Here is a 25208-nt window from a genome sequence, read left to right as displayed (position 1 = left end):
TTACTCAAGCTAACTATTCTCAGATTAAACCTTTCTTGGGCAAGAGCAAATCAGTAGATGTTACTGGCGGGATGGCTAAGAAAGTTGAGGAGTTTTTGACTATTTCTAACTTAGGGATTGACTGCTGGATAATTGATGGGAATATCCCAGGGAATTTAGCCTCTTCAGTTTTAGGTACGCCAACTCTAGGCACTTTAATTAGGGCATTTTAACTAAAATGATTTTAAAACTGTTGGTCGTTAATCCGAATTACTTACCCTTAATCTTTTTGAGATAACTTATTGAGAAAGGCAGAGGGCAGTTCTTGCTGAAGGCAGCTATGAATCTATCCCACGAATAAAATTCTGCGAACCCAGATGTAAACTGTCGCTAAGGAAAGAAAACCATTAAGGCAGGCGGAAATTCGCTCCCACCGCACAACCTCTGTGCTTCTTCTTTTCTGTCCCCTGCTTGTTGGTTGTCCTCTTCCTTACCTGTACCAACACATTTTAAGTGAGTTGCTCTTGGTTTGTCATAAAAATGCTCCTGATAATTGTTTCTGTATGTGAGTAAATAACTGCGCGGCAAAACTGGGAGGTACAGAATAGCCGATAATTGACCCAGCCGTAGTAGTCTCTTTTGGGAACTCATACCAACTGGGAAAACCTTGCAAAATGGCTGTACCTTGGATTGTCAAAGATTTGACTGTCCCATCAGGCAACCAGATATCAGCGAACTTGCTCCGGTTGCAACCCTTGTGATCCGTGAAGTGCGATGGCGTACCCGCCCGCCGGAGGCGATCGCAAGATGGTATTGCAGGGTAAATGTCCAGGTTTATACTTGGACTCTGTGCGCCCTCCAACTCTTTCAATTAACAGAGGTGTAGGCGCATTCCCGGCTAAAAATTTCTCCAAAGCTTGCTGTTGTTTGAGGAGTAGTTGGGAATCGGTCATCGTGGGGATGAGATGGGCGATACCTTCGGCACACTTCGTGAACGCTTCGTACCAATCACAAGGTGTAGTTCCCAAAGGTAAACCAACCTGAAAACCCTTGTTTGCAATCAGAACTACCCGCCGACGCGCCTGGGGCAATTATCTCGCCTGCCATATTGACGACGCTGTAACTGACCGAATATCCTTCAAGTTCCAAAGTTTGCAGAATGATACTGAAACTTCGACTGTTCTGATAAGTAGATCAATTTAATTAAACGTAAAACGCTCAACTTGATAATGTCCGTGGTTAGCTCGGTTATTTATACCATCAATAATAGCGATCGCTAATTCATATTCATCCTCAAAAACTTGACCAGCAAGCTCGTCACGCTTGAGATGCAACCATTCATCTTCAATCCGATTCATTTGGGGACTATAGGGAGGAAGAAAAAAGATGTACAAACCTTGTTGCTGCCAACGTTGGTGCTGTTGGCAAGCCAAAGAGCTTTTATGGACAGAGGCATTATCATGAATGATCGCGGTGATTTGTCCAGTTTCAAGTAAGCGAGTAGCAGCAGTTTGAGCTTGCCAGTTCATCAGCTGGACATAGGTTGGTGTTTTGAGAGTTCCCACCATCAAAGCATAATCAAAACGAACTTTTGGTTCCCAAATACCGAAGATATTGATACGTCTACCACGTCGTCTATTTTGTCGAATACGTTTTTGCTCACCCCTGCGTCCATAAGCGTAATCAGTGGGGCTAGTGCAGTAGCAACCAGATTCATCTAAGTACTTTAAACAAACTAACCCTAATTGTGACCAGAGCTTAAGTAATTCCCAATCAAGCCTTTTAGCTTGTAAATATTCTTTCTTGAGATTTAGAGCCGGACAGTAGCGGATACGTTTCCAATGCCACCCCTTTTTTTGAGTAGTCGCCGTATTTGTTCGGCACCTAACTCAATTTGTCGTTCCTCTAAAAGCTTTTGACTTAGTTGGCGAGCACTGTATCGGCGATTTTGTCCTAAGCATTTTTCGACTACTTGCCAATCAACTTCATGCCAACTTCGTTTCTTTCCCCTTCCAGGTCTTTCCCACAAACCCCCTAAGCCTTGAAGTTCCCAGCGTCGAATTGTTTGTCTTACCGTCTGTTGTGCCCAATCTAGATACTCTGCAATCTGAGGTACATTCCATCCATGAGCATTGAGACGTAATGCGGTCGCTCTTTGCTTGGTTCGACGTGCTACTCCATCAGCACAACTTAGTTCTTTAAGTGTACGGTCTTCTTCGCTATTAAGTATTATTTTTAATACTTTTGGCATTGCTGCTTACTTAATTAGTGGACTCTATTTATCTTACGTTTTTTTAGGTTGACCTACTTAGCGCGGGACATTCTCTAGCGTAAACACTCGTGGTTGCAACTGTCGGATGGCTTCAGCAACAGAAGCCGCAGCTGTCAGGTCGTCAGCCGATTCAATGCCCTTGCCCGCTTTTGCTGTATGGGCAAGGCTAAAGTTGGCGCACACCGGGGAGGCGTGGAGATAGTCGGGGTAACGGGGAAACCCTATGAATCCTGACTGCGCTACTTCTTGAACTGTTAGCTGAACGACTCTACAACCATACTCGCTGAAGTTGCAGTGATGAGTAAGAGCGATTGCTCGGCTCAATTCTGGTTTAGTTGGATCGAATTCCACCGCGATGACTGGACGAATTCCGGCTTCGACCATCCCCGCTTCAATGCCGCCGCCACCCGCGAATAATACTACTGCGATCGGGGCATCATCTGGTAGCGTTGGCTTAAAATTTGTGTTATTAAAATTTTTGCAGACATCTAAAATTTTTGGGGAGTAATTTTTGGTTTTCGCTTTTTTGATGAAAGCGATGATATCCTCCCTGTCCGCTCCCTGCTGCTGCAAAGAGCGAATCATGGTAACGGCACCACAAGGAATCGAACCAATACTTCGCCCTTTCCATATCCCTCCCACTTTCTCTTTCCCAGTTGTAGGCCCATCGCCAACTTTGAGGATTTTCTGGGTCACGCTCACCAATCATACGTGGGCAAAAAGCGGTTGAGCCATCAAGTAGCTTTTTCTTTTCTATGTACTGATAGAGGCATCCTTGGCTACGAAGTTGTTGAGCTTTAAGGTCATCCTCTAAGAATTTTTCGGGTATTGCAGTTGACATAAACATTACTGGTTCAACTTAACCAGAAGTGCATAAGGACTGTTGCTGTTTGTGGTCATATCTGGTTGTGAGCGATCGCTTCTCTCACCAAATCATCAGGCACTTCAAAAATCCCCAGTTGACCAATGTAAGGAATCGGTGTAATCTCGCGCGGATTCTCCAGCTTCCAATGGTACTGCCCAGGCATCCCCCAGCCAGAAGCAACTTGTGAAAATTGGCAGTCTACTATTGTGACAATGCCAATCACTTGACCGCGACGGAGAGAGATTAACTCTGGGATTACTACCCCCATGCAATGGCCAAATTCTTCCGCTACTTGGTACTCTTTTTTGGTACAGGTTTTGGCGGCGTGAATCAAAATGTCGCCGCGATAATGAATGGGCCAGCCACGGTTTTCAACATTTTTGAGAGCATAAATTATTGCCCATGCCCAAGGCTGACGAACAGATAGCGCTTTCATATATCGACCTCTAAAACTTTAAAAAAGTTCATTGCATCAAATTATCTTGCCAAGTTCAAAAATTTCGAGGTTGATAAATCGCACAACATGGTCGCAGTGCCGAGCTTACCGTAAAGGCGGTTTTTCTCAACAATTAACTCGATAGTGCGATCGCTTGGGTCTTTTGTGTAGACAGCATCCCGATAGAGCATGATTAACTGGTCACAAACCTCAAAGATTTCACCAGAATTACGTAATAGATGCCGATTGGGGCGTTTATCAGCCGTAGTTTGATTGCCCCGATTGATTTGACAGCCCAAGAAAACAGGGATTTTGTGAGATTTGGCAATGTCCCGAATCTGGCGGGTAATCTTGCCGACTTCAAAGGCCATGTTCCCGCCGGACTCCAGAGGAATCTGTTGCAAGTAGTCAATAAACACAGCACCAATAGAACCATCAAATTCGGCAATGGCACGGCGCACAGCAGAAGCAATCATTGCGGTTGTAGGGGAGGAATGCTCGTAAACCTTCCAAGGCAACTCCACCATCTGTCCTATACCCTGTGCTATTTGCTCCCAGTAGCATTGAGTATTGGTTTGAATCATAGAAGCGTCTACCCCAGTGATTCGGGCTAGCATTCGGGCATTGAGTTGATTCTTGTCCATTTCTGGAGTTACATACAGAACTGGCTTTCCAAGTTTGGTCATGATTTCGTAAGCGTAAGAAATCATGAAGTGGGTTTTGCCCATGTGGGATTCAGCAGCCACTACAACTAAACTGCTGGGATAAATACCACCGATGATAGTTTCGAGGTCGTACCAACCTACCTTCTCCCCTGCCATGTTTCCCATCTCCAGTTTTTGAAAAAGTTCAATGCCCATGTCTTGTGCTGAGAAAACCAAAGAGCGTTCATCGCTTTGATTTTGGGTTACAGTGAAAACTTTCGCCTCGGCTTGTCCAAGAACAAGTGGTAGTTCGGTTTGCGTCTCGTAACCGAGTTGGACAATTTCATTGCCCACTTTGATTAACTGCCGCCGTCGATATTTCTCCATCACCAGATCAGCCAAAGCGTCGATGTTAACGGCGGATACAGTGCGGTCTACCAGAGTTGCTAACTTATTCCTGCCACCAATGCGATTGAGCAAATTGTGGTCAGCTAACCATGCAGTGACGCTTAGTAAATCTGTAGGTTGGTATGTAGCATGAAGTCGGACTGCGGCTTGATAGATATCTTTATGGGCGTTGATGTAAAAGGCTTCAATACTCAAGCGATCGCTGACTCTAGTCATTGCTTCTGGGTCAAGCATAATCCCACCCAAAATCGCTTCTTCAGCCTCGATGTTTTGTGGGGGTAAGTTGTCAAGTGACCTGTCAGGGTGAAAAGAAACTACGTTGTCTTGATTAGAGTGCATAATTATGCCCTTAGTGCTAATTTTAACTGCGCTTCAACTTCTCGCAAATTCGTGGAAGATGGTCTGGTGTTGCTCAGAACTTTTGGCTCATTTGCTTTGGCTTGAAGCTTTACTTTTAGTTCCAGCATTTGTGGGCTGTGTTGATACCCATTGGATGGAACCTGAATAGATTGCTCTTGCTGACGTCGTATCCGGTCTTGTGCCAAGGCATCTTCGAGCGAACTGCTAGTGATATTTTTTACTTTGTGAGCCAAAGCAGTGCGCTGTTGAGGTAGGGGCTGTTTTTCTGTTTGCAATGCTTGGTGATAACGCTGCATCAGGTTCGTCCACCCACCCTTGGTTTTCTCCCAGGTGTTCATTACTGCGATCGCATGATCTATTTCCTGTCGTGCGGAGCGTTTCGACTTAGTGGCTAATTCTTGTGCTAGGAAATCCACGACTACAGGGTTGAAGTTCTGGTAGAGGTTATTTAGCTTTCGCTCTCCATTGCGCCAAGGTAAAACCCAGCGATTCCACTTGATTGTTTCTCTGACAAGCAGTGGTAGAGAATCATCACTCATAGCAGTCGGGTCTGTTAGCCAGGCATCAATCAGTTCTTTCACGTTCTGGGCTGTCTTGTAGGGACAGGTTAGTTGCAGCTTATTCGCTTGTTCGGATTTCTCGAACGACTCCGCCGCAATAGTTGATCCTCTGGAGGGGTTATCGGTTTGTTGCAAAGACTCGGAATTTTTTAACAACGAAGTGGGTTGCTGTGGGGTTGGTTCTTCTGGAGTTGATTCTTCTAAACTTGGTTTTTCTGGAGTTGGTTCTTCAAGTTCAATTTCTTTCGTTGTTAAATCAAGTTCTTCTTTTTCACACACACTCTCTTGGGTGGGGGGCGCGGGTAGCGAAGCTAGGGGCGCATTGTGTGTAATCTCTGAAGTAATCTTTGAAGTAATCTCTGTAGATTCTATATATATAGAGTTTGTTGACCGTGAGCAACTGGGATTGTTGAGGGTCATCGGACTAGCTTGTTGACCCTCAGCAGACAAGTTTGTTGAGGGTAAGCAAACTGAGCCAGTTTGTTGACTGTCAACAGACTCAGAGATTTGAGAGTATTTTTTTGTATTCTTGTTCTTTGGTCTAATGGATGTGAAAGAGCCTTTTTTAATGGCATCTAAGAAGTTATTCAATACTTTATGGTTGATCCGATAATAAAGTCGTGCTGGAGAGCCTTTCAATTGGGTTTCTAAGATATTGATAGTGGTAAGATGATGCCTAATTTTGTCTAATTCATAGCGATTTAGTGCTGTTTCTGATGTCCATTGTTCATAGGTCTTGTAGAACCATCCTTGTGGATCATTAGTTCTCGAATTCCAATACATAGCTTGGCTCAAAAAAAGCCCAGCGCTAGCACTACCAGCTATTGTGGCGTAGACTCGATGAAATGCTATTGGGCTACCAAGTATTTCAGCATACTTGTTATTTTTCCTACTTTCAAGTGTTTTTGTATTGTTAGATAAACTCATAAGTTTTTCCTCTGTGTAAGCCGTAAATGAAGCAGTCAGTACGCTCTCGTAAGCCTTTAAAAAAACAGGCAAAATCTAAAAAGTGTTCAGTTTCGTCGTAGATATGGCAAATATTAAACTTTTTAGTTATCCAAGTTTCAAAGAGATATTCTAAGAAAAAATCGATAGTAACAGCTAAGTCATCTAAGCATTGTGATGTAGCTAAAGTTTCTTGTATTATTGAATTAATTTGAGTAAATGCTTCAAGATGACAAAATGGTTTTACTTCATAAAATCTATTGACAAACCAACTAAATATACAGTCAGAAATATCAGAAATATCTGTCCTGCCATACCAGCGAAATTTATTATAAGCATTTGACAAATCCCAAGGTTCTACAAACTCAAACCACTCACCAAAAACTCTACATTTACCAAATTCTTGATGTAAATACTGTTCATAATAAATTGCATCTGGTGTCCAAATGCATTCTTGAATAACTAATGGGTAAGGTGATTGTCCCTGTAGCTGGGATAATCGACCAATAGGATTTATTGATCTACCAATCTTAAATCGTAGTGTCCCTTCCGCATGGACTAGATATACCCATCCATTATTTTTCTTGTAGTGTTCATAAAATTCTTCTTTTAATTGCATCTTGAATTTCCTTCTGTAATGGTTGAAATTTGGAATCTAGCTCTGATTTTTACTGTTGATAAAATTGCTATCTGTGCAATACAAGTAAGCTTTAGTCTTCTGAAACATTTAATTGTCCATCTGCCATTGCGCGTTTGACCAGCTCTCCAAAAGCTTGGCTTTCATGTTCTCGTTCTAAAATCTGTCTAATTAAAGTACCAATAGGAATTTTCTTCCATGTAGCTACAAGACGAAATTCTTCGTAAGCCTTTTCTGATAAAGTGATTGAAAGCATATATCGTTCTGGCATAAGGCTCTCCAAAATCTGAGATAATTCAAAAATACGCTCTGCGCGTCTGTTAGTACTCATGTACTAAAATTATATCGAGGTTTCCTTGCAATTGCATAACAATTGTCAGACAATTGTATAGATTCTGTTGATGGTCAATATCCTAAATTCTCTATTGACTCAATCGTTCAAGGTAGTTAACAAGATATCCTCATCTGTTAAAAGCAGCAGTCCCATCAAACCGATCCCTTTCGTTGTCCCACTAATGCCATTATCTTTTGCCCCCAATGTGTGGGCGAAATGTCAGATTAATCCGTGTACTAACGACTTTGTTAGTTTTGGGAACTTGATGCAGATGTGTTGATTGGCAACCTGGGTGCATCACCAGTAAACTCCCGTGTTCCAGCCAAAAATCAGTAGACTTACTCCCAATAGGCTTAATCTGAAACTTCCGCATCGAACCCAAACTGATGGATGCGATTGCTGGGTTAAATCCCATTGATGCTTCGCTATCGTTGTGCCACCCGATGCTGTCTTGTCCACTTCTATACTGATTTCCAATGACAATACGGAAGCTGTAACCAGTCATATCTGTAATCCTCTGCCTCAGTTGGGCCAGCGATGAAGTCCAAGGCAATGGTTTGAGCAGTACGCTTTTTGAGTAGAGATAATCACATCCTTCGTCCCCATAAATGCATTCCAAGCGAGGAACAGGCATCGTTTTACCCAGCATACGTATTTGATTCTGTTGCCATTGCAGTTGTTGACAATGTTGGTAAAGTGCGTCAGCTTCAGTAAGAGTGAGAAACTCTGGATAATAGTTGACTGGTAAAACAGCAGTCGGTTCATCAAAAAGCGACATCTGTTTCATAATTCTCCTTTAGCAATCGCCCGAACAATTTTTTCTGCCCGTTCTTGTGAAATAGCCTGTTCTGGATTTTTATAGAATCCAGCGATCGCAGACTTTGGACGTACAATAATTTGCTGACCAGTAGCGCGTTTGTCCCACACAAAGCATGAGATGGTAACGTTATCGGTAGCCCAACGAGTGCCCCGTTTATCCTTACGAAAACAGAAGCGTGGCATGATTAGAACAAGTGATGGCGGGTGCTGTTGTAAGAAGTCAGCCCGATCATCGCAAGGTTCGAGAAAGCTGGTCAGAAGGAATGCGGCTACACCAACGTGCGCTTTACAGTAGGCATTCTTGATAATTGGTGCAGCAAACTCCGAATATGGGGGGTTAGTGCAGATCCAATCGCAATCGGGAAACTTAGCCCATGACTCAGATAGTGTTGCGTCCATTTGGTAATTAGCCGATTTATGTGGATCAATATCGTTCGTCCACATTTGCTTGGTGTAGGGCCACACCGATAGTAGTGATGCGATCGCTCCCATCCCTACACATGGTTCACCAACTACACCAGACAACCTAACGTGACGCAGTAGTTCTGTAGTAAACCATGAGGGAGACTCATAAAAGTTCAATGGATGTCTACCAACAGCTTCTCCTGTAGATTTAGAAGAGTACATTTGTGGTATCAGCAGTTGGGCAACAGTCATACTGCCTCTTGATTGCATTCGATTTGGTTTACAACCGTCAATTCAACGTTGCTTTGATTGCTAATAATTTTGGCGCTGATGGATTCAAAATCTACTTGGTAAATATTCATTTCGGTCAGCATTTGTCCACTGTTGTAGCTATCTACAATATGCTGTTTAATCGCAGATTCTTCTAAACCTTCAGGAATATCAATGTGGGCTTCAGATGTGATTTTTTCAACAACTATAACTATGGCTTTCATATCTCTCCTTAAAGAGCGAATTTTTTTGATGTCTTAAGTTTGTGAACTTGAAAGTGATGCCATCGGCTCATGACGATTACGCCATTGCTCTCACTTCCACGGTGTAAAATTATTCCATTGAAACCAGCTTGAGCCAGAATCAGAGTATGCAGTAGTACGGTGGATTGCTTCTGGATTACCCCAACAACAGCAAGCGTTGATGGCGAATGTAGGAACTTCGTTATAAGTTCCGTCTTGCAGGAGAACAGTAGAAACCTCATCTTCAGCCCAGAGTTCCAGCCATTCCCCATGCAAGTACTCGGCGTAAAACTGACTCCACCGACTTTGATTCCAGCGTGATTCAGCTTCGCGGTTGTAGTGCCACAGCTTGAAGACGATGTTCCAGTGTGTGAGGAACTCGAGCGCCACCGGCTTGGACTGCATCAATATTTCCTTATCCCCCGGCACAAGCGTTAGTTCCTCACACAGCCTGGGAAGCTCTACAGTGACACCACCATATTCGACGGTGTACCATTCGATTCCGCTAATACCCTGGCTTACTTGTTCTGCCCAAATTGACTGTCTTTTATCGGCTGTGTCTTTTGACCTAGCCAGAAACATATCGAAACTCAATACTGTTTCTACTGGGGATAGTCCACCTTCTACTGCGTGGTTTTGTCGGGCAAGGTCACACGCTGACTGCCAACCGGTTGCGTTGATAGTGTCTATCTGTTTAGCGATCGCACTTGCTCTTGGATCGTGGAATCGTGTCATTTATCTACCTCAAAATCTGGAATGAATTGGGGTGCGATTGTTTTGTGTAGGTTAATTACAACTAAGATGGTTTCAAGCGAGGATGTATTCACGCCACCATCAAAAACTGTTTGTCTGCCTGAGTAAGTTCCATGCAGCATGAAGTATGAAAGGTATCGTCTCCCTTGCTCATTTCCCAAGTTGTGGACAGCACTGCTAATTAAATCGACTGCACACAGATCCAAAATTGTTTGGTGCTGCCAATCTAGAGACTCAACACCTAACCATTCGGCTACAGTTGATGAGAGAAAGTAGCCGTATCCTTGGTAAAATTTGTAGGCAAGACTGATTTGTTTACCGATTTCGTCAATCTGTTCTTCCACTGTTTCACCTCAGTTGCGTTCATTAAATAATTGTGTAATGGTTGGCAGCCACCGCAGTTGAAACACAGTCTGGTTTGAACCTTTGGCTACTGCTGAAACCATCCGTCCCCATTCCTTACCTGATTCGGTTGGGCGATATGGAATTTTCTTGTCATCAGTACGGTACTGTAAACCCGCATGGACTAACCGGTTGTTTACAGCTACCGCACTCATTCCAACTTTCTTGCCAATATCTGTAGGCTTGAGATATGCGTCATCGCTGACATTGGTAATTGCGATCGCAGTCTTGAGTTCATCGGCTGCTGGCTTGAGTGCGGGGTTGACTTTAGTGGCAGCGTTAACAGCTAACTGCGCGGTAAGGGATTTCTCTAATCCGGCAAATTCACCCACCAGCAGGGCTAACTGTGCAGCTTCATGGGATGGGGCTAATGCTTTTAGCGGTTTCTCTTGCTCTGGTATTGGTTCTTGCTCTACTTCACTGGAGAACATTACCTTCATTAGGGTTCTGTTTGCCCAGATGCGAAATGGAATTGATACCCACTGAGCTAAATCGATTGCTACCTCTGGATATACCCAAGTCCCTTGGATACTTCCACGTCCTTCAACTTCGATTATCAGTGACGATATCGGGATTCCGATGTCGTTAGAAAGCTCTAACCAGTAAGCTTTTGTAGATTTTCTTTGTAATGTCCCCAAAGTTTCCCATTTGCCGCGCACATCTGGGTTGCATTCACATAGCCCTTTGGGATACTGTATTTTCCTATTTCTCCATCTTGGGGCATTTGCTGAATTTCTGAGTTGCGCCATAAGTGTGTCAACATAATTCATTACCTGGTTATTGAACAAAATAGTTAATTAATTCAGGCATTCACGCGCACCAAACTTTTTTCGCCAACCAATGAGAAGCGATTAAGTATAGTCGGTGTTTCGGTCAATGTTGGTGATACCAATTCGACAAGGTAAAACCAAAACTTATCCACAAGTACAACCCCTAGAATCAGTCGTTGTTTTGTGTCGTCCCCATAAGAACAAAGGATTACATTCTGCCCTAAAATGAAAGCAGGTTTTTGCACCGTGAGAGCTTCTAATTGACCAGTCCCAATGATTTGATATTCTGTAGCGTGGACAATTTCATCACCACAGATGAGTGTATAAAGCCAGCATTCATGTCTCCACTGGATACCAGAACAGTAACCAAATGTTCTTGTGGTTTTCAGGTAGATCCTTTCTAATAAATTGACCTCAACAGGCGGAATTTTTTGACCCCAAGGTGGGGAGGTATACCAACTTGTTTTCAGAGCGTTAACGTAGTCAATCATGCTTTTTCCTCGTTGATTCCAATCTCAATAAGGTCAAGAATCTAAAAATCCTCGGCAATCTCCAACAAAAAGCCGCGTCCTGTATTCTGTACTTGCACCAGTTCTTTATCCAGTAGTGTTTGAATAACTGAATCGGAGAATTGCAACTGAAGTCGATGTAGAGGCACACAACCACCGCAAAGTCGAATCGAACGCAGCAAATGATTGGCTCTGCGGTCAAAACTGGGGTCAACCGTCTTAGGCATTTGTGAAACCTCCGGTTAATACGACTAACTGTTGTTGCAGAATAGAGATTTGCTGTTGATAAAAGTCAATCTCTGCGGTAATTTGCTGGAATAATTCTTCTGGCGTGAGCGGCTGGATTTGATCCTCTTTCAAGTACGATATCTCGTCAGAATTCTTGTTAGGCATCAATACATAACGCCATCCTTCATCAAATTGTTCAGCCAACTCTGTACCAGATGGGTAGTAGTAAAGTCCTAGAATTGTGCCTTGTTCTGTGCGCTGATCCAAAGTAAAGCGAGGGTATGCCCAGTGTTGGGGGATGGAGACTGTGGGTTGCATATTTGTAATGAGTAAATGATTAGGGGAAGGGGGAAAGGGCAAAGGGGAATGAAGAAATTTACCTTTCCCCCTTACCCTTTAACCTTTTCACAAGCGAAGCCCAAGACTTACGCCGTGACTAACTCTGCTCTCTCCAGCAGCCGTTGCAATCTATCGCCAGTTAGCTGTTCTAACGGTTGGTCTAAAATATATTCATCAAAAATGGATTTACCACCATTAGACACATCCAGCATTGACAGCGATCGCACAGCATCAAGCACCGAGTTAGAATACTGCTGCTGGACTGAATAACGCCTTTTCACCCACCAGTTCCCGTCAGTGCATCCGACTTGCCCCAGTTTCACGCCGTTGTTGTAAATGCCATCATCAAGAATTTCAAACCCATAATTCTGGCACTCGTTGAAGATATGCGCCATAATTTGGTTTTCGATCGTGGAGGGTGTTGCTTCTTTTTCCTGCACAGGTAATGAGCCGTCTTTATAATGATTGCAGATGAAGCGATCGCAATGCATTAGAGTATTGGCACGGAATATTTCTTTGTCATTGATCATGACTACCCAGCGTTGGGTTAAGTGGCTATCGTCATGGCTGATGCTGGCTACCAGTTTGTCATCAGCGTAATATTCGTGATGGTCAAACGAGATTTCGACTATTGTGAGGGGTTCGGGGGCTATGGCTTGGGCTTGGTCAGCGATGTAGCTGTCGAGTTCGGCTTGGGCGAGGGCTTGGTTGTCAACCTTTTGAAGCTTAGTGGATTGATGGATGATGATTGCGTTTACCCAGGTGTCAGCCGCTCTTTTGTCCCCAGTAGGTGTAACGCCAAGTTCGGTGGCGATTCTTTTGAGGCGGGGGAGGTTATAGCGGGAGAGGGCTTGCTGTGTGTATTTCGGATATGTCATGATTGAAGTCTCCATAATTGAGTGGAACAAAAGGCGATCGCGGAAGTTTCTCAGGCTCAGTCGGTCGTCTTTTGTATTGCTTTTTCTTTATGTACTACTTATAGTAGCGCTACTGTGAGTAGTTAGCAATAGTCTAAGTCTGACTTTTGTATTACGATTAGTAATGCTACTCTTAGTAATTATTTAGATTACTTATGGATATACATACCACAGATAACCAACTGAAAGTAGTGCTACTTTAAGGAGTAAGAATTAGGAAATGCCTGTGCTTGTAAAACTGAAAAAGACGAGAGAAGCTAAAGGCTTGTCTCAAAATGAACTAGCTAGGAAAACTGGTTACAGCTTGCAAAATATCCAAAAAATTGAACAAGGTAGAGCTGCCTCAATTACATTTGATGCCTTGGGGAGATTTTGTGAAGTACTTGAATGTCAGCCTGGAGATATTTTGGAATGGCGACCAAACAATATTGATGACAAAACTGGACACTCATCAAATGATGAGGTGTTAAAGACTGCTTCAGAGGAAGTAGAAGGGAAAAGTGAGTCCCTAAAACCAACAAAACGTCAAGCACACATGATTGTCATTGATGGTAATAGAGGTGTGACATGAAAAAAATTACACAATAGCCAAGTAAGGATGATTCTGAGACTAAGGTTGCTATTGACAAGAAAAACGGTATGACTGAACAGAACGAATCTAATCAGGATAGAATACCTGACAAAAAGCAAGAATCGTCCGATAAAAATGTTGATTACGACTGGCGTGATTCCTCAAAACCTCGTAATCCTGAAGATGATGTAATTGTGGATGGTTGGCGGCGACGTGCTGATGGAACTTTTGAGAAAATTGAAGATACAGAGGCAAAGCAATGACATCGTTTATATGTGACCAAATAATAGATTTTGAGGCCGCCAGTGCTTATGAAGCTCAAGATATTGAAAGGCTCATAGAGCAAGTAAAAACTTTGGTAGCAGAGTCAGAAGAAAGCAAAGTTGTGATTTTACTGAGAAATGCTCATTACCTAACTACCAGAGCATTTGTGATTCTTTACAACTATATTCAAGAACCTTTTTCGACAAATGCAGTGTTTGTTTTGGTTTCTAGTGATAAATCCCGAATATTTCCTCCTTTACTTGATTTGGTAGAGCATCGACAGTCAGCCGCTTAAATATCAGCCTAGAGGCGGCTTTATGGACAAATCAACCCGTAAGCGCAAAAAAGCCACCATCTCTGCATCCAGTGACAGCACATCACCAGATGACCAAGACCTTGAGGATATCTCGCAAGAAAAAAACCCAGCTTCAGCAACAATCACTGTTACTGCTGTTGAAGTCCCTGAGCTAACAGAGGCAGAAGAACGCGATCGCCTCAGCCTCGAACGCAAAGTAGAAAGGGCGTTTTTTGAAGCAGGAAAGGCTTTGATGGAACTCCGTGATCGCAGATTATATCGTTCCACGCACAAAACTTTTGAGGAATATTGCCGTTTTCGCTTTGCATACACTTACCGCCATGTGAATTATTTAATAGCTGGTTCAGTGATAGTTGACAACATAAAAATGGGAACTAATAGTTCCCAAAATGAAAAATCTCATGAAATGGGAACTAATAGTTCCCAAATTTTGCCTACATCAGAAGTACAAGTTCGCCCTCTGGCAAAGCTAGAACCTCAACAACAGCCAGAAGCATGGCAGCAGGCGGTAGAACAAGCAGAGGGTAAAGTCCCAAGTGGTAGAATCGTGAAGGATGTGGTGCAGCAGATAATGGAACGCACTAAAGTACCCAATACCTACCAGATCGGGGAGGTGTGCCAAATTTTAGCCAAAGATAACCCCGAACTTAGAGGCAAGGGCGGGTGCTGGGGCATAGTTAACCATGTGGGCGAATTCAGCTGTACTATCAAAATCTGGGATGGGGAGTACACGGTTGGGTTGCAGTACCTGAAGTCCTACAATTACCTGCCTGCGGAGTGTGAGCAGATGCGGGTGATTTGCGATCGCATTAATCAGGTGTATTCGAGTGGGCTAGAGGAATCGGTACAAAAGTTTTTGGAGTCGTTAGGGAAGCTCAATCGGGCTTATTTGACTGGGTTGGAAGAAAAATTGTTGAATGTTCTGGAATCGGAATATGATGAGATACAGTTCTAAGAACCATGTCTATTTTTGTAGAGTCAGTGTGCAATAAGCTCCCCTTAGACATCATGGTTGAAGTATAGTACCAGATGCTCCTCATCGAAATATGTACCATTAATAAACAAAGCATTATGCTCTTTGCCAAAACGCTCAAAACCCCGTGACTGATAAAGAGAGCAGGCTGGTAAATTGTTTGTAGTGACCGTGAGGGAAATCTGTCGCAGACCACTAAGGCATCGAGCATGGGATAATACCCGATCAAGAAGCGCGGCTCCAACGCCTTGCCCTCTATTCTCAGGCAAAACATACATACTCCACAGAGAACCAATGTGAAAACGCTTCAAACGGTTCTCACGTGAGAAGCCGAGCATACCAATAAGTTTGTCTGTGTTGCCAAAAGCACCGAAAATACTGTTGGCAGGATCATTGTGAGGGCGAAGTCTGGCAGCAAAGTCGGGCAAAGAAAAACACGATTCCTCCTCATAACTGGAACCAAAAGCCGTGGGTGAGTCTTTTAATGCTTGCAGACGTAGTTCGCGGTAAACGACGACATCCTGGGTGTTTAAAAATCGGATTTCCATGATTTATACACCATCTTTTAAGTTAGTCTGACGCTCAATTAATCCAAAAAATTGTGAAATTTCTTTAGTCGAGCGAATGTGATAAACACTCTTGATGCTTTGAGCTTGTTTGATATACTCACGATATTTTGGGGTCAAATATTTGTGACATAACCAAAGCACACGGTAGCTATTAAGGGAACTCCTCAAAATTGGACTATTAGAAGGCCAGCCATCTGGGGGTTTAAAATAACCAGTGATTAGTCGTTTAGTGACCCACCATCCATGCAGATATAGCGGGAGATCCACAAAAACTAGAGTATCCGCCTTGTCCAGCCGTAACCAGAGGGTTTCCATACAACCAAACCCGTCAATAATCCATCGCTCAGTAGCTAAAATTTGATGATGGGCGCTTAAAAAGTCTTCATCTGGAACCTGGGTTCCTCCTGATTCAAATTGAATCTTGTCCAAGACGTGAAGTGGTAAACCAGTGACTTGGGATAATCTCTTGCTTAAAGTTGATTTACCGCCTCCAGTATTGCCAAACACTGCTACTTTTTTCATCACCACTCTCCTTTTAGCGCGATCAAGTAAAAGCTGGCACAGGTTTGTTACGAAAGAATAAGAGTTTTCCTTATGCTACTTATATAATACAAAGTAAATTACAGAAAAATGTATTACTTTGTCTTGGTATCACCTATGCTTTATTAACTGTGCGAAGTCTGTCAGATTCTTGCCAAAGATAATCCCGAACTCAGAAATAAAGGCGGCTGCTGGGGCATAGTCAACCATGTGGATGAATTTAGCTGCACCGTCAAAACCTGGGATGGTGAGTATACAGTTGGGTTGCAATACCTGAAGTCGTACAACTACTTGCCTGCCGAGTGTGAGCAGATGCGAGTGATTTGCGATCGCATTGGTCGGTTACGGGAAAATGAAAGCTTAGAAGATGCACCAAGTACTATGTTGAAGTACCTGGGTGAGTTGAAGCGACCTTATTTGACTACAGTAGAGGAGAAGTTGTTGGGTTTGATTGAGCGGGAATATGGGATTAGCGATTAGCCCTCTTCTGTAACTTTGGGAGAGGCCAATCACTGAAAGCCTTTAGGAGTTTTAATTTCCAGATTTAGCAGTGGTGATAAACACCTTGCGGCATCAAAGGTTTGGGCAGGGTTGCAGGCGAAAAGGTATATCCCGCTTGAAAATGTGAAACTCTTGCTGTAGCTAAGTTTAGACGGTTGGGTGCAGGGTGTAGGAAAAAAATCAGAAAAGCCAAAATTAAGTGCAACCTTAATAAATTCCTTTATTACTAAACCCCACACCCATAGGTCTTATAGTCGATTTAGCTTTAAGGGGCGTGCCATTCGGTTTTGTAACAATGTACTAAGGTTCGGCTGTTGATTTTCTCCCGACTGATCATTAGACACTTCGGTTTTCCTGGGTTACATCCCCAACTTTAACATCTCCGCCTACTTGCCAATTCTTACCAAACTTCTGTTGAGCATTGCTTTGCCCCTCATTGATTTGTTTAATATTACCAATTTCGACCTTACCCCTAACTCGAAGCTCCTTCAGAATTACTTGTACAGTCGGAGATTGGGATTGCATTTGCTTAACTAGCTCTTGTAACTTCGTTGCAAAATCTTGGTCTTCCTGCATCTGAGTTACAATTTCCGCTTGCAAGACCTGCGTATTTACTTCATTTGGGTTGGTTTCTGCTCGTGTTAGCAATCCAGTAGTCCCGGCAGTTTGCAACTTCGCTTGGACTGTTTCACGTACATTCTGGATAGCTTCTGCACTTTTATCCCAGGCAGTCTCGCCAATTTTCTCGCCTACTTTCTCTAAAGCTTTTGGCAGAAGAACAGTTGTCACTACTCCAGCAACAAGGGATACTGGGTCAATCATGTTTTATTCTCCATTTACAAATAAATAAGTATAAAATTTCAAGTATTTAAAATATAGCTTTTTTTGAGAAAATGTCGGATAAAATAGTGTTTTAGTAAAAAATACGATTGTCTATTTTCATAATTATAATTTCATCTAGATTTACTATTAGTTACAAAAATTTTACATAAACCCGATAAAGTATGAGCAATCTGCCTAAGCCTAATCCCAATCAAACTATTTAATCACCTATAAATAGCTTATCAACAATGAGCGAGAAAAAACTAAGTTTAGAAAGCCAACAAGACATTTTAAAAGATTTACTAGTGGGCGGAAACTTAACCACAAGAGATATTACACAACAAAATATTAAAAACCAAATAAATCTTTTATTTTTAAATATTTCAGATGATGATGCGATAAATAAAGCTTTCTCTAAAATCGCTCCTGATGGATGGTTCGACTGGAGAGACAAACCTAAAGACGTTAATGATGTACTTGAGCAATTAGAAGAAATTCCTTACTCAAACCCTAATAATTCTGCTTTATTAAAATTTATTTGTTTGCTAACTCAAGACAACAATATTCCTCAAACTATCCGCCAAAAACTCAAACAGATATTAACTAATGAATCTTTTGAAGCTAGTAGTAAAACTACATCCGTACAATCACTGCATTCCTATCTGCTCATTCAACTTCGACCAGAAGGAAGCAGAGAATTATATGTCAAAGCTTGGTTTATTCCTGACGATACAATTGAAGATACTTGGGAACGTTTTAAACCTCTAACTGTTGACGAGCAACAGCCAGAAATTATACTTGTGCCGGAGAAATTACCAATATTGCTCAGTAAATTGCTCCAGCAATGTTTTGAGGAATACTTGCAAGGACAACCGACAGAGTTAACTATTGAAATTTTTCTACCGCGCGATCACCTATGTGATGAGGTGGAAAAATGGGAATATAAGGATGACGAAGATTGTAATATCACTATTGGTAAGGATTTTCGGGTTGTAGTGCGTTCCTACGATCGACTGAAAAAATTACGCACACAGCAAAGTTCATATTGGCGCAGAAATTGGGAAAATGTTCGACTAACTTGGCAAGCTCCTCCCTGTTATGAGCAGGCTATAACAGTTTCTCAAGCTCGTTTTGATCCCAAAAAATTGAGAGATATGCTATTTGAGAAAATTATTCTTAAAATCTGCTGTGATTTATCAGACTCAGAGCGAAGTGGTCTACTTAGTGCAATCCACAGTGCTGGGACACCGATTATAATTTGGTCACGTTGTGAGCTAAACAGTCTCAAAAATCCTGAACACTTTGATGCGTTACTAAAAAAACCATTGCACGAACTGTCCACCTGCGTTAGAGAACAACGTCGTTTAGGATCTGACCATGAAATGCACTTGGGTAATCATTTAGTCTTATGGTGGGATGACCCCAATCGAATACCGCCAAACCCAGCATTGAAGTTTTCTTCATCATAATTTAGGAGTAAGCAATGAGCGATTGGCTGATTTTCCAAGGTACAGACTCACCACATGATGGAATCAAGAATCTTCCAAAACCACCAAAATGGCGTGAGTTTGGGGATGCCAAGGAGAAGGAGCGTGGACAAACCTTTCAAGTTCGTCGTAATGAAATTGAGCTTGTAAATGCAGCACTTTACCTGCGCCGTCCTTTGCTGGTGACTGGAAAACCGGGGACTGGTAAAACCTCTCTTGCTTACAAAGTTGCTGACGAACTCCAACTAGGTTCTGTACTGCAATGGCCCATCACCACCCGCTCAACTCTGCAAGAAGGGCTTTACCGCTATGATGCGATCGCTCGTCTACAAGATTCTCAAGGCAAGGATAATACCAAAAATATTGGTAAATATATTCAACTTGGCCCTTTGGGAACAGCACTTTTACCATCATCTCATCCTCATGTTTTGCTAATCGATGAAATTGATAAAAGTGACATTGATTTACCGAATGATTTACTCAATATATTTGAGGAAGGTGAATTTGAAATACCCGAATTAGCCAGATTACCCCAAGAATACCAGACGGTACAAGTACGCACTTATGATGGTAATGTTGCCACTATCAATAAAGGACGGGTGCGTTGTACTCAATTTCCTTTTGTGCTATTAACTAGCAATGGAGAAAGGGAATTTCCTCCAGCATTTTTACGGAGGTGTCTGCGCTTGACAATGGAAAACCCCGATGAAGCAGCATTAAAAAGAATTGTGCAAGCACATTTAGGGGAAGAGATAATGTCAGAAGCAGAGGTCTTAATTAGTGAATTTGTAAAGCGTCGAGACAGAAGCGATGCAGGCGATTTAGCAACAGATCAGTTGCTTAATGCTATTTATTTAGTAACCCGTGAAAGGAGTCCTGCCGGGGATGATAAAGAACGACTCCTCAATGCACTAATGAAATATCTCACAAGCGCAGAGGATATATGATTGAAAGGGTAATTGGTGCTTTTCAAAACCTGGGGTTTGATTTAACCGATACCGAAATTGCAGATATCCTCTGGTTGGCTGTGCAAATGCGTAGCTCTCAGTCCTCATCTGTATCTGAAACGCAACAACAAAACTCTGCATCTACTCAAAAAACAGTCTCAGCTTCACCCCAATTACCGTTAGAGCAAAATATAAATTTCTCAAAATCTATCAATAAAACTGAAGCTAATGCTAATGTATATCCTCAATCTTCGCAGGATAACAACGAAACCTCAAGCGGTTTACCCATTAAAGTTCCTACCGCTCAAGCATTACGAAACAAATTAGAAATATCCCGCTCCCTCAAACCTTTAAAACGTCGAGTTCCCTCCAGAAATGAATTTATCCTCGACGAAATCGCTACCGCAGAACGCATTGCTGAAGAAAAGCTTTTATTACCCGTAATGTGTCCCGCACGCGATCGCTGGCTAGAAGTGGCTTTGGTGATAGACGAGGGAACATCGATGTTCCTCTGGCAGCAAACCATTAAGGAATTTAAGCAACTACTGGAAAGACATGGTGCTTTTCGAGACGTGCGAACTTGGGGATTATTTACCGATAAAGATAGCAAAGTTTGGCTGCGTCCCAGAACTGGCAACCTATCTCGGCAAAAAAGGTTACACAACCCCAGAGAACTAATTGATCCCAACGGTCGGCGGCTGTTTATAATTATCAGCGATTGCGTTTCCCCAGCTTGGTATAACGGTGCTGTTACCAAAACTTTAGCAGCTTGGGCTAATACTAGCCCAACAACGATAATTCAAGTATTACCTGAGTGGCTGTGGGAAAGAAGCACTTTGGGTCTTGCCGAGTCAATTTTACTACGCAGTTTGGCTCCTGGAGTCCCCAACCAACAGTTAATCATGACAGCGTTGGATTTGCTTAATGAAAGCGATGTTGTAAACAAGCTAAAAATCCCTGTAGTGACGCTAGAACCAGAATCGCTGAAAAATTGGACGCGGATGGTTGCAGGTGCGGGAGAGGTGCAAACCAAAGGTTTTTTGCTTGCACTGGATGGAGAAATACTTGATGTTAGTAGCGAATCAACAGAAAATTCCAACATCGAGCTTACAGCCAAACAACGTTTGCAACGCTTTCGCCTCACTGCTTCGCCAATGGCAAGGAAACTGGCAGGACTTTTGGCTGCTGTCCCAATTAGTTTACCAATTGTAAGATTGATACAGCAGACAATGCTACAGAAGTCGAGCCAAGTTCATGTAGCTGAGGTATTGTTAGCTGGCATCTTAAAACCTTTATCGCTAGTCAATGATAATGTAGATACCGATAAAATTCAATTTGATTTTATTGAGGGTATACGAGATTTGCTGCTTGATGCAGTTCCGCTAACAGAATCAACTGAGGTATTGCGTAGGCTTTCGGAGTATTTGGCGCAACGGGCTGGATTATCTGTTGATGAATTCACAGCAATGTTAGTGAATCCAGCGTTGGCTGTAGATAGTTCAAGTAGTAGTATTTTTATTCGTCCTTTTGCTCAAATTACAGCGAAGGTTTTGAGGCGTTTGGGTGGAAAGTATACAGAGTTAGCGAAAGAGTTAGAGCCGTCTTATCAAGAATTATCTCAGGACAATATCTCAATACAAGAAATCATCAAGACTTTAAATGATAAAGATACTGATGTGCGTAAGATTGCCGCATCTGCAATAGACAAACTGCCACCTGAATTGTTACCTGAAAAACAACAGGAACTAAGGACTACAGTAGAAAAACGCACTGAAGAAGAAGTTAACGCATTCTACCATGATAAAGAAATATACATGAACAATGCAGACAAGCAAATACGCATTCTCCATCTATCCGATATTCATTTAGTGACTACAGCGCAAGCACAACGCTACTTTACGCAATTGGCTACCGACCTGACCCAAAATCTTAATGTAAAACAGCTTAACTACTTGGTAATTTCCGGCGATATCGCCAATCGTTCAACACAAGAGGAATACGATGCAGCTTTTGAACTGGTTGATAAACTGGTCAAACGCTACGGGCTTGACCCTAGCCGGATTGTTATAGTTCCTGGAAACCATGACCTCAACTGGGAATTATCAGAAACTGCTTATACTTTCGTTCCGAAGCGCAAACTACCTAATCCCTTACCACAAGGAAAATATATTGATGCAGGTAGTGCAGGCGCATTAATTTGTGATGAGAGTGAGTATAAAAAACGGTTTGAATATTTTAGCGATCGCTTTTATAAAAAAATTTACAATAAACCTTATCCTCAAGAATATGACCAGCAAGCAATTATTCACTTTTGTCCTGAAGATAAAATCCTCTTTTTAGGGCTTAATTCCTGTTGGGAGATTGACCACGAATATAGAAATCGCGCTGGTATTCATCCTAATGCAATCTCCAGTGCGCTTGACCAAATTCTTACAGGAAACTACGACGGCTGGCTGAAAATCGCTGTCTGGCATCATCCAGTTAATGGTGCTGAGTCAATGAAAAATACAGCTTTTCTAGAACAGTTAGCAGTTAATGATTTCCAAGTTGGGATTCACGGACACATCCATGAAGCAAAAGACGAGAATTTTCAGTACGATACACGACGTGGTATCAAAATTATTGCTGCTGGAACTTTTGGCGCACCTGCTAAGGAGCAGGTTACAGGTATACCACTTCAGTACAACTTGCTAACTCTTGACCCAGAAAGCGGAGTGATGACGGTTGAGACACGAAAGAAAGAGAAGGCTGACGGGGCTTGGTCTGCGGATGCTCGTTGGAGCGATAAAAATAATCCAGTGCCAAGGTACGATATCAAATTGCGATATGGAACTTTTAAAAAAGAAGACCAATTAATAATATCTAACTCAAATGTCCAGTTTTCGCAGCGAACATTCTTTGCTATTCGTCACCATTCATTTGAACTGCTAACTGGTCTTATTTCAAAAGAAGATTTACCACATAACATTCGAGATTATAAAATTCAACATATAGAGTTTGATCAGTCATCTTTCTATATAGGTGGCATTTGCGATCCTAGTAGTGCTGTAAAACAAAATGACAAATTTATAAATGGTTTTTTAAAATTATTCAAAGCTAACTCAGAAGGAAAAATCGGTTACTACGGTATTGTTCACATTCCACTTCAGTTCTGTGTAGGTTATGCTTTTTCAACCTGGCCTAAGGTGTTTTTATTTGAGTTAGATCGTAATACAAATTGCTGGTATCAACTTGCAAGTAGCGATAGTCCAGAGATAGAGTTAAATGTTATTATCTCACGAGTAAAAAATCCTGTTGCAGTTGCTATCAGAATTGCCATTTCGTTTGACATCTTAAAGAGTGATGTAGATGATGTATTATCTCAGCCCTATGAAGATATTTTGATTCAAATTGGGAAGCGACGAATTGATGCAATTAGTCATTATAGCCAGGTAAACAAAATCTGCCAAGCTTTTCGACAGGTACTTGATGATTTGCATAACCGTCTTGATAAATCACTTGTCGTGCATATCTTTTACACAGGGCCCGTTAGCCTTGGTTTTAGTCTTGGACGCAGAATCAGTAGAACTATTCATCATCAGGTTATCGTTTACAATTACACAGCCCATACACAACCTCGGTATGCCTGGGGCATAAAGATTAATGGTAGTAATTCCCCTGAATCTAGAGTTGTCTGGACTACTCCAATTATTAGTAATGCTCAGGAATAAAATTATATGTTCATGTATGACATATCCAATGATTTACAGTATTTTTATGACCATCATGTTCGTCTTGGAGGAGAACTAAGACAACAGCTTGCTGGCTATCGGGATCTAAATATTACCAGACTTAAAAATGGATTAGACGATCTTAAAAAAGAAACTAATTGTCTACATCCACATCCCTATGATTCTAAGAATCAAGGTGGCTATGCCATGCATACTCTTAATAAAGATCCAAATAATGATAATGACTACGATATTGATATTGCTCTAATTTTTCATAGAGACGAAATACCAGAAAACCCACTCAAAGCACGCCAACGTGTACGTGACGCTTTATATAAACGCTGCACTAATTTTACAAAAGAACCAGAGGCTCGTACTAATGCAGTTACAGTTTGGTATGCAGAAGGCTACCATATTGACTTTGCAATCTACCGTACCTATATAGATGAATTTGGCATAAAACGTATCGAACACGCCAGTACAGAGTGGAAACGCCGAGATCCAATGCAGATTAATAATTGGTTTGCTGAATGTGTTGACACATTCAGCCCAAAAGCCAATTTTATACTTGGGTATTACCCCAAAGTTAAAGAAGGGCAAATGCGTCGTATTGTACGTTTTTTAAAATGGTTTTGCCGTTCCCGAATCTCTTGGAGCTTACCTGGTGGCATGATTGTCTCAACACTAATAGCTGAGTCAGGAGTTTACAAACCGAACGGTGAGCGTGACGATATTGCACTTTACGACACTATGGTAGCTTTACATAATCGGTTAACAGTCTCTTGTAAAGTGTACAATCCAGTTGATAAGTCACAGGAACTAACTGGTAAAACTGAAATATTAAATCAAGTTATTCGGCTTCGGGATAATCTTAAAGTTGCAATTGATAAACTTGAGGTATTATTTAACCATTCATGTACAAGAGAAAAAGCACGTTCGGCTTGGGATTGGGTTTTTAACCATCAATTTTGGGTGGCGAAAGAGAGTAAAAAGGTTATTGACTTTGGCGATGTAATTGCTATAGCAAGATACAATCTAACAATTCGTTGTGATCTCGCCAAATATGAAAATGGGCCGACTTATAAGCACTATTTGAGTGGAAGCTCTATCTTACCGAAAGGTGTTGCACTCAAATTTACTGTCGTGTCAACAAATGTACCACAGCCCTATAGTGTACGATGGATCGTTAATAACGAAGGAGATGAAGCACAAGAGGCAGAACAGCTTTGTTGGGAAAGCAGCGATAGCGCAACCACAAAGTGGACAAGCACAGCCTATAAAGGTAATCACCGCATGACCTGTCAAATCGAAAAGAATGGTCAAGTTATGGCAGAGACAATCCACATTGTAAAAATCAAAGCAAGTGGGAATACTAGAAATTCAAGTAGTTCCAATCGTGGATTTGGCTAAAAAC

General features: G+C 42.0%; 34 protein-coding genes. 10 read left to right on the top strand and 24 right to left on the bottom strand.

The window, feature by feature from the left end; all coding sequences use genetic code 11:
- The first annotated feature begins 35 nt into the window (after nucleotides 1-35).
- Nucleotides 36-212: an amino acid kinase family protein gene (locus NPUN_RS41340; protein ID WP_193372292.1), complete on the top strand. Its 177-nt coding sequence runs from the start codon at nucleotides 36-38 to the stop codon at nucleotides 210-212.
- Between the two features lie 157 nt (nucleotides 213-369).
- Here NPUN_RS41340 and NPUN_RS44620 read toward each other — a convergent pair whose 3' ends face one another.
- From NPUN_RS44620 to NPUN_RS35750, 21 genes are all read right to left on the bottom strand, one after another.
- Complete coding sequence (locus NPUN_RS44620) at nucleotides 370-630, bottom strand: hypothetical protein (protein ID WP_167315721.1); 261 nt, start codon at nucleotides 628-630, stop codon at nucleotides 370-372.
- Nucleotides 512-793, bottom strand: coding sequence for a DNA cytosine methyltransferase (locus NPUN_RS44615; RefSeq protein ID WP_336884965.1), 282 nt, complete (start codon nucleotides 791-793; stop codon nucleotides 512-514). Before NPUN_RS44615 ends, NPUN_RS44620 begins: the two co-directional genes overlap by 119 nt.
- Entirely contained in the window at nucleotides 708-1070 is a 363-nt protein-coding gene (locus NPUN_RS43930; protein WP_041566679.1) for a hypothetical protein, read from the bottom strand. The genes NPUN_RS44615 and NPUN_RS43930 overlap by 86 nt, the downstream gene beginning before the upstream one ends.
- 108 nt (nucleotides 1071-1178) lie before the next feature.
- Nucleotides 1179-1811, bottom strand: a complete 633-nt coding sequence (locus NPUN_RS35835) for a transposase (RefSeq protein ID WP_052304744.1) — start codon at nucleotides 1809-1811, stop codon at nucleotides 1179-1181.
- Nucleotides 1790-2230, bottom strand: a complete 441-nt coding sequence (locus NPUN_RS35830; RefSeq protein ID WP_041566678.1) for a helix-turn-helix domain-containing protein — start codon at nucleotides 2228-2230, stop codon at nucleotides 1790-1792. The genes NPUN_RS35835 and NPUN_RS35830 overlap by 22 nt, the downstream gene beginning before the upstream one ends.
- Nucleotides 2231-2287: 57 nt before the next feature.
- Nucleotides 2288-2953, bottom strand: a complete 666-nt coding sequence (locus NPUN_RS35825; RefSeq protein ID WP_234711206.1) for a DNA cytosine methyltransferase — start codon at nucleotides 2951-2953, stop codon at nucleotides 2288-2290.
- A 194-nt stretch (nucleotides 2954-3147) separates the two neighbouring features.
- Complete coding sequence (locus NPUN_RS35820; protein ID WP_012413267.1) at nucleotides 3148-3552, bottom strand: ASCH domain-containing protein; 405 nt, start codon at nucleotides 3550-3552, stop codon at nucleotides 3148-3150.
- A gap of 41 nt (nucleotides 3553-3593) precedes the next feature.
- Nucleotides 3594-4943 (bottom strand): replicative DNA helicase, encoded by a 1350-nt coding sequence (locus tag NPUN_RS35815; protein WP_012413266.1) that lies wholly within the window; start codon nucleotides 4941-4943, stop codon nucleotides 3594-3596.
- A gap of 2 nt (nucleotides 4944-4945) precedes the next feature.
- Complete coding sequence (locus NPUN_RS42625) at nucleotides 4946-6451, bottom strand: uracil-DNA glycosylase family protein (RefSeq protein ID WP_012413265.1); 1506 nt, start codon at nucleotides 6449-6451, stop codon at nucleotides 4946-4948.
- Complete coding sequence (locus NPUN_RS38110; RefSeq protein ID WP_012413264.1) at nucleotides 6438-7088, bottom strand: GIY-YIG nuclease family protein; 651 nt, start codon at nucleotides 7086-7088, stop codon at nucleotides 6438-6440. Before NPUN_RS38110 ends, NPUN_RS42625 begins: the two co-directional genes overlap by 14 nt.
- A gap of 91 nt (nucleotides 7089-7179) precedes the next feature.
- Nucleotides 7180-7377, bottom strand: coding sequence for a hypothetical protein (locus tag NPUN_RS35800; protein WP_148220497.1), 198 nt, complete (start codon nucleotides 7375-7377; stop codon nucleotides 7180-7182).
- A gap of 250 nt (nucleotides 7378-7627) precedes the next feature.
- Nucleotides 7628-8227: an alpha-ketoglutarate-dependent dioxygenase AlkB family protein gene (locus tag NPUN_RS35795; protein WP_012413262.1), complete on the bottom strand. Its 600-nt coding sequence runs from the start codon at nucleotides 8225-8227 to the stop codon at nucleotides 7628-7630.
- Nucleotides 8224-8916: a hypothetical protein gene (locus NPUN_RS35790; protein ID WP_012413261.1), complete on the bottom strand. Its 693-nt coding sequence runs from the start codon at nucleotides 8914-8916 to the stop codon at nucleotides 8224-8226. The genes NPUN_RS35795 and NPUN_RS35790 overlap by 4 nt, the downstream gene beginning before the upstream one ends.
- Nucleotides 8913-9158, bottom strand: coding sequence for a hypothetical protein (locus tag NPUN_RS35785; protein WP_012413260.1), 246 nt, complete (start codon nucleotides 9156-9158; stop codon nucleotides 8913-8915). Before NPUN_RS35785 ends, NPUN_RS35790 begins: the two co-directional genes overlap by 4 nt.
- 90 nt (nucleotides 9159-9248) lie before the next feature.
- Nucleotides 9249-9911 carry a hypothetical protein gene (locus tag NPUN_RS35780; RefSeq protein WP_012413259.1) on the bottom strand — a complete coding sequence of 221 codons (663 nt, stop codon included), beginning with the start codon at nucleotides 9909-9911 and terminating at the stop codon, nucleotides 9249-9251.
- On the bottom strand, nucleotides 9908-10273 hold the full coding sequence (locus NPUN_RS35775) for a hypothetical protein (protein WP_012413258.1): 366 nt from the start codon (nucleotides 10271-10273) through the stop codon (nucleotides 9908-9910). The genes NPUN_RS35780 and NPUN_RS35775 overlap by 4 nt, the downstream gene beginning before the upstream one ends.
- 9 nt (nucleotides 10274-10282) lie before the next feature.
- A complete protein-coding gene (locus NPUN_RS38105; RefSeq protein WP_012413257.1) occupies nucleotides 10283-11101 on the bottom strand; it encodes a KilA-N domain-containing protein in 819 nt (272 codons plus the stop codon).
- A gap of 32 nt (nucleotides 11102-11133) precedes the next feature.
- Entirely contained in the window at nucleotides 11134-11592 is a 459-nt protein-coding gene (locus NPUN_RS35765; RefSeq protein ID WP_012413256.1) for a DUF1392 domain-containing protein, read from the bottom strand.
- A 41-nt stretch (nucleotides 11593-11633) separates the two neighbouring features.
- The gene (locus NPUN_RS35760) at nucleotides 11634-11837 is read right to left on the bottom strand and encodes a hypothetical protein (protein ID WP_041566676.1); all 204 of its coding nucleotides are present in this window, start codon (nucleotides 11835-11837) and stop codon (nucleotides 11634-11636) included.
- A complete protein-coding gene (locus tag NPUN_RS35755; RefSeq protein ID WP_012413255.1) occupies nucleotides 11830-12156 on the bottom strand; it encodes a hypothetical protein in 327 nt (108 codons plus the stop codon). Before NPUN_RS35755 ends, NPUN_RS35760 begins: the two co-directional genes overlap by 8 nt.
- A 107-nt stretch (nucleotides 12157-12263) precedes the next feature.
- On the bottom strand, nucleotides 12264-13055 hold the full coding sequence (locus tag NPUN_RS35750; RefSeq protein ID WP_012413254.1) for a hypothetical protein: 792 nt from the start codon (nucleotides 13053-13055) through the stop codon (nucleotides 12264-12266).
- Between the two features lie 259 nt (nucleotides 13056-13314).
- Between NPUN_RS35750 and NPUN_RS35745 the strand changes: the two genes are divergently transcribed.
- The 4 genes from NPUN_RS35745 to NPUN_RS35730 all read left to right on the top strand — a co-directional run bounded on the left by NPUN_RS35745 (nucleotide 13315) and on the right by NPUN_RS35730 (nucleotide 15200).
- The gene (locus tag NPUN_RS35745; RefSeq protein ID WP_012413253.1) at nucleotides 13315-13665 is read left to right on the top strand and encodes a helix-turn-helix domain-containing protein; all 351 of its coding nucleotides are present in this window, start codon (nucleotides 13315-13317) and stop codon (nucleotides 13663-13665) included.
- 68 nt (nucleotides 13666-13733) lie between these two features.
- Nucleotides 13734-13928: a hypothetical protein gene (locus NPUN_RS35740; RefSeq protein WP_012413252.1), complete on the top strand. Its 195-nt coding sequence runs from the start codon at nucleotides 13734-13736 to the stop codon at nucleotides 13926-13928.
- Nucleotides 13925-14224, top strand: coding sequence for a hypothetical protein (locus NPUN_RS35735; RefSeq protein ID WP_012413251.1), 300 nt, complete (start codon nucleotides 13925-13927; stop codon nucleotides 14222-14224). Before NPUN_RS35740 ends, NPUN_RS35735 begins: the two co-directional genes overlap by 4 nt.
- A gap of 22 nt (nucleotides 14225-14246) precedes the next feature.
- Complete coding sequence (locus NPUN_RS35730; protein WP_012413250.1) at nucleotides 14247-15200, top strand: hypothetical protein; 954 nt, start codon at nucleotides 14247-14249, stop codon at nucleotides 15198-15200.
- Between the two features lie 44 nt (nucleotides 15201-15244).
- Here the strand turns inward: NPUN_RS35730 and NPUN_RS35725 are convergent, their stop codons facing one another.
- Together NPUN_RS35725 and NPUN_RS35720 are read right to left on the bottom strand one after the other, a co-directional pair.
- The gene (locus tag NPUN_RS35725) at nucleotides 15245-15766 is read right to left on the bottom strand and encodes a GNAT family N-acetyltransferase (protein WP_012413249.1); all 522 of its coding nucleotides are present in this window, start codon (nucleotides 15764-15766) and stop codon (nucleotides 15245-15247) included.
- A gap of 3 nt (nucleotides 15767-15769) precedes the next feature.
- Nucleotides 15770-16309: an isopentenyl transferase family protein gene (locus NPUN_RS35720; RefSeq protein WP_012413248.1), complete on the bottom strand. Its 540-nt coding sequence runs from the start codon at nucleotides 16307-16309 to the stop codon at nucleotides 15770-15772.
- 228 nt (nucleotides 16310-16537) lie between these two features.
- On the opposite strand from NPUN_RS35720, the gene NPUN_RS35715 reads away from it, so the two are divergent.
- Nucleotides 16538-16807 carry a hypothetical protein gene (locus NPUN_RS35715; protein WP_234711205.1) on the top strand — a complete coding sequence of 90 codons (270 nt, stop codon included), beginning with the start codon at nucleotides 16538-16540 and terminating at the stop codon, nucleotides 16805-16807.
- Nucleotides 16808-17164: 357 nt separating this feature from the next.
- Here NPUN_RS35715 and NPUN_RS35710 read toward each other — a convergent pair whose 3' ends face one another.
- Nucleotides 17165-17650, bottom strand: a complete 486-nt coding sequence (locus NPUN_RS35710; RefSeq protein WP_012413246.1) for a hypothetical protein — start codon at nucleotides 17648-17650, stop codon at nucleotides 17165-17167.
- A 248-nt stretch (nucleotides 17651-17898) separates the two neighbouring features.
- On the opposite strand from NPUN_RS35710, the gene NPUN_RS35705 reads away from it, so the two are divergent.
- From NPUN_RS35705 to NPUN_RS35690, 4 genes are read left to right on the top strand one after another with little or no spacing between them, the layout of a single operon-like run.
- Nucleotides 17899-19119 carry a VMAP-C domain-containing protein gene (locus tag NPUN_RS35705; protein WP_012413245.1) on the top strand — a complete coding sequence of 407 codons (1221 nt, stop codon included), beginning with the start codon at nucleotides 17899-17901 and terminating at the stop codon, nucleotides 19117-19119.
- 14 nt (nucleotides 19120-19133) lie between these two features.
- Nucleotides 19134-20084: an AAA family ATPase gene (locus NPUN_RS35700; protein ID WP_012413244.1), complete on the top strand. Its 951-nt coding sequence runs from the start codon at nucleotides 19134-19136 to the stop codon at nucleotides 20082-20084.
- Complete coding sequence (locus NPUN_RS43925) at nucleotides 20081-23794, top strand: SAV_2336 N-terminal domain-related protein (protein ID WP_012413243.1); 3714 nt, start codon at nucleotides 20081-20083, stop codon at nucleotides 23792-23794. Before NPUN_RS35700 ends, NPUN_RS43925 begins: the two co-directional genes overlap by 4 nt.
- Nucleotides 23795-23800: 6 nt before the next feature.
- Nucleotides 23801-25204 carry a nucleotide-binding domain-containing protein gene (locus tag NPUN_RS35690; protein ID WP_012413242.1) on the top strand — a complete coding sequence of 468 codons (1404 nt, stop codon included), beginning with the start codon at nucleotides 23801-23803 and terminating at the stop codon, nucleotides 25202-25204.
- Nucleotides 25205-25208: the final 4 nt, after the last annotated feature.

The sequence above is a fragment of the Nostoc punctiforme PCC 73102 genome (assembly GCF_000020025.1).
Taxonomy (GTDB): domain Bacteria; phylum Cyanobacteriota; class Cyanobacteriia; order Cyanobacteriales; family Nostocaceae; genus Nostoc; species Nostoc punctiforme.
This window is presented reverse-complemented; position numbering and strand designations above follow the sequence as displayed.

Coding starts and splice junctions, on each gene's coding strand:
- NPUN_RS44620 (WP_167315721.1), bottom strand. CDS start 630: ATGAGTTCCCAAAAGAGACTACTACGGCTGGGTCAATTATCGGCTATT.
- NPUN_RS35830 (WP_041566678.1), bottom strand. CDS start 2,230: ATGCCAAAAGTATTAAAAATAATACTTAATAGCGAAGAAGACCGTACA.
- NPUN_RS35820 (WP_012413267.1), bottom strand. CDS start 3,552: ATGAAAGCGCTATCTGTTCGTCAGCCTTGGGCATGGGCAATAATTTAT.
- NPUN_RS35815 (WP_012413266.1), bottom strand. CDS start 4,943: ATGCACTCTAATCAAGACAACGTAGTTTCTTTTCACCCTGACAGGTCA.
- NPUN_RS42625 (WP_012413265.1), bottom strand. CDS start 6,451: ATGAGTTTATCTAACAATACAAAAACACTTGAAAGTAGGAAAAATAAC.
- NPUN_RS38110 (WP_012413264.1), bottom strand. CDS start 7,088: ATGCAATTAAAAGAAGAATTTTATGAACACTACAAGAAAAATAATGGA.
- NPUN_RS35800 (WP_148220497.1), bottom strand. CDS start 7,377: ATGCCAGAACGATATATGCTTTCAATCACTTTATCAGAAAAGGCTTAC.
- NPUN_RS35795 (WP_012413262.1), bottom strand. CDS start 8,227: ATGAAACAGATGTCGCTTTTTGATGAACCGACTGCTGTTTTACCAGTC.
- NPUN_RS35790 (WP_012413261.1), bottom strand. CDS start 8,916: ATGACTGTTGCCCAACTGCTGATACCACAAATGTACTCTTCTAAATCT.
- NPUN_RS35785 (WP_012413260.1), bottom strand. CDS start 9,158: ATGAAAGCCATAGTTATAGTTGTTGAAAAAATCACATCTGAAGCCCAC.
- NPUN_RS35780 (WP_012413259.1), bottom strand. CDS start 9,911: ATGACACGATTCCACGATCCAAGAGCAAGTGCGATCGCTAAACAGATA.
- NPUN_RS38105 (WP_012413257.1), bottom strand. CDS start 11,101: ATGAATTATGTTGACACACTTATGGCGCAACTCAGAAATTCAGCAAAT.
- NPUN_RS35765 (WP_012413256.1), bottom strand. CDS start 11,592: ATGATTGACTACGTTAACGCTCTGAAAACAAGTTGGTATACCTCCCCA.
- NPUN_RS35760 (WP_041566676.1), bottom strand. CDS start 11,837: ATGCCTAAGACGGTTGACCCCAGTTTTGACCGCAGAGCCAATCATTTG.
- NPUN_RS35755 (WP_012413255.1), bottom strand. CDS start 12,156: ATGCAACCCACAGTCTCCATCCCCCAACACTGGGCATACCCTCGCTTT.
- NPUN_RS35750 (WP_012413254.1), bottom strand. CDS start 13,055: ATGACATATCCGAAATACACACAGCAAGCCCTCTCCCGCTATAACCTC.
- NPUN_RS35745 (WP_012413253.1), top strand. CDS start 13,315: ATGCCTGTGCTTGTAAAACTGAAAAAGACGAGAGAAGCTAAAGGCTTG.
- NPUN_RS35740 (WP_012413252.1), top strand. CDS start 13,734: ATGACTGAACAGAACGAATCTAATCAGGATAGAATACCTGACAAAAAG.
- NPUN_RS35735 (WP_012413251.1), top strand. CDS start 13,925: ATGACATCGTTTATATGTGACCAAATAATAGATTTTGAGGCCGCCAGT.
- NPUN_RS35730 (WP_012413250.1), top strand. CDS start 14,247: ATGGACAAATCAACCCGTAAGCGCAAAAAAGCCACCATCTCTGCATCC.
- NPUN_RS35725 (WP_012413249.1), bottom strand. CDS start 15,766: ATGGAAATCCGATTTTTAAACACCCAGGATGTCGTCGTTTACCGCGAA.
- NPUN_RS35720 (WP_012413248.1), bottom strand. CDS start 16,309: ATGAAAAAAGTAGCAGTGTTTGGCAATACTGGAGGCGGTAAATCAACT.
- NPUN_RS35710 (WP_012413246.1), bottom strand. CDS start 17,650: ATGATTGACCCAGTATCCCTTGTTGCTGGAGTAGTGACAACTGTTCTT.
- NPUN_RS35705 (WP_012413245.1), top strand. CDS start 17,899: ATGAGCGAGAAAAAACTAAGTTTAGAAAGCCAACAAGACATTTTAAAA.
- NPUN_RS35700 (WP_012413244.1), top strand. CDS start 19,134: ATGAGCGATTGGCTGATTTTCCAAGGTACAGACTCACCACATGATGGA.
- NPUN_RS43925 (WP_012413243.1), top strand. CDS start 20,081: ATGATTGAAAGGGTAATTGGTGCTTTTCAAAACCTGGGGTTTGATTTA.
- NPUN_RS35690 (WP_012413242.1), top strand. CDS start 23,801: ATGTTCATGTATGACATATCCAATGATTTACAGTATTTTTATGACCAT.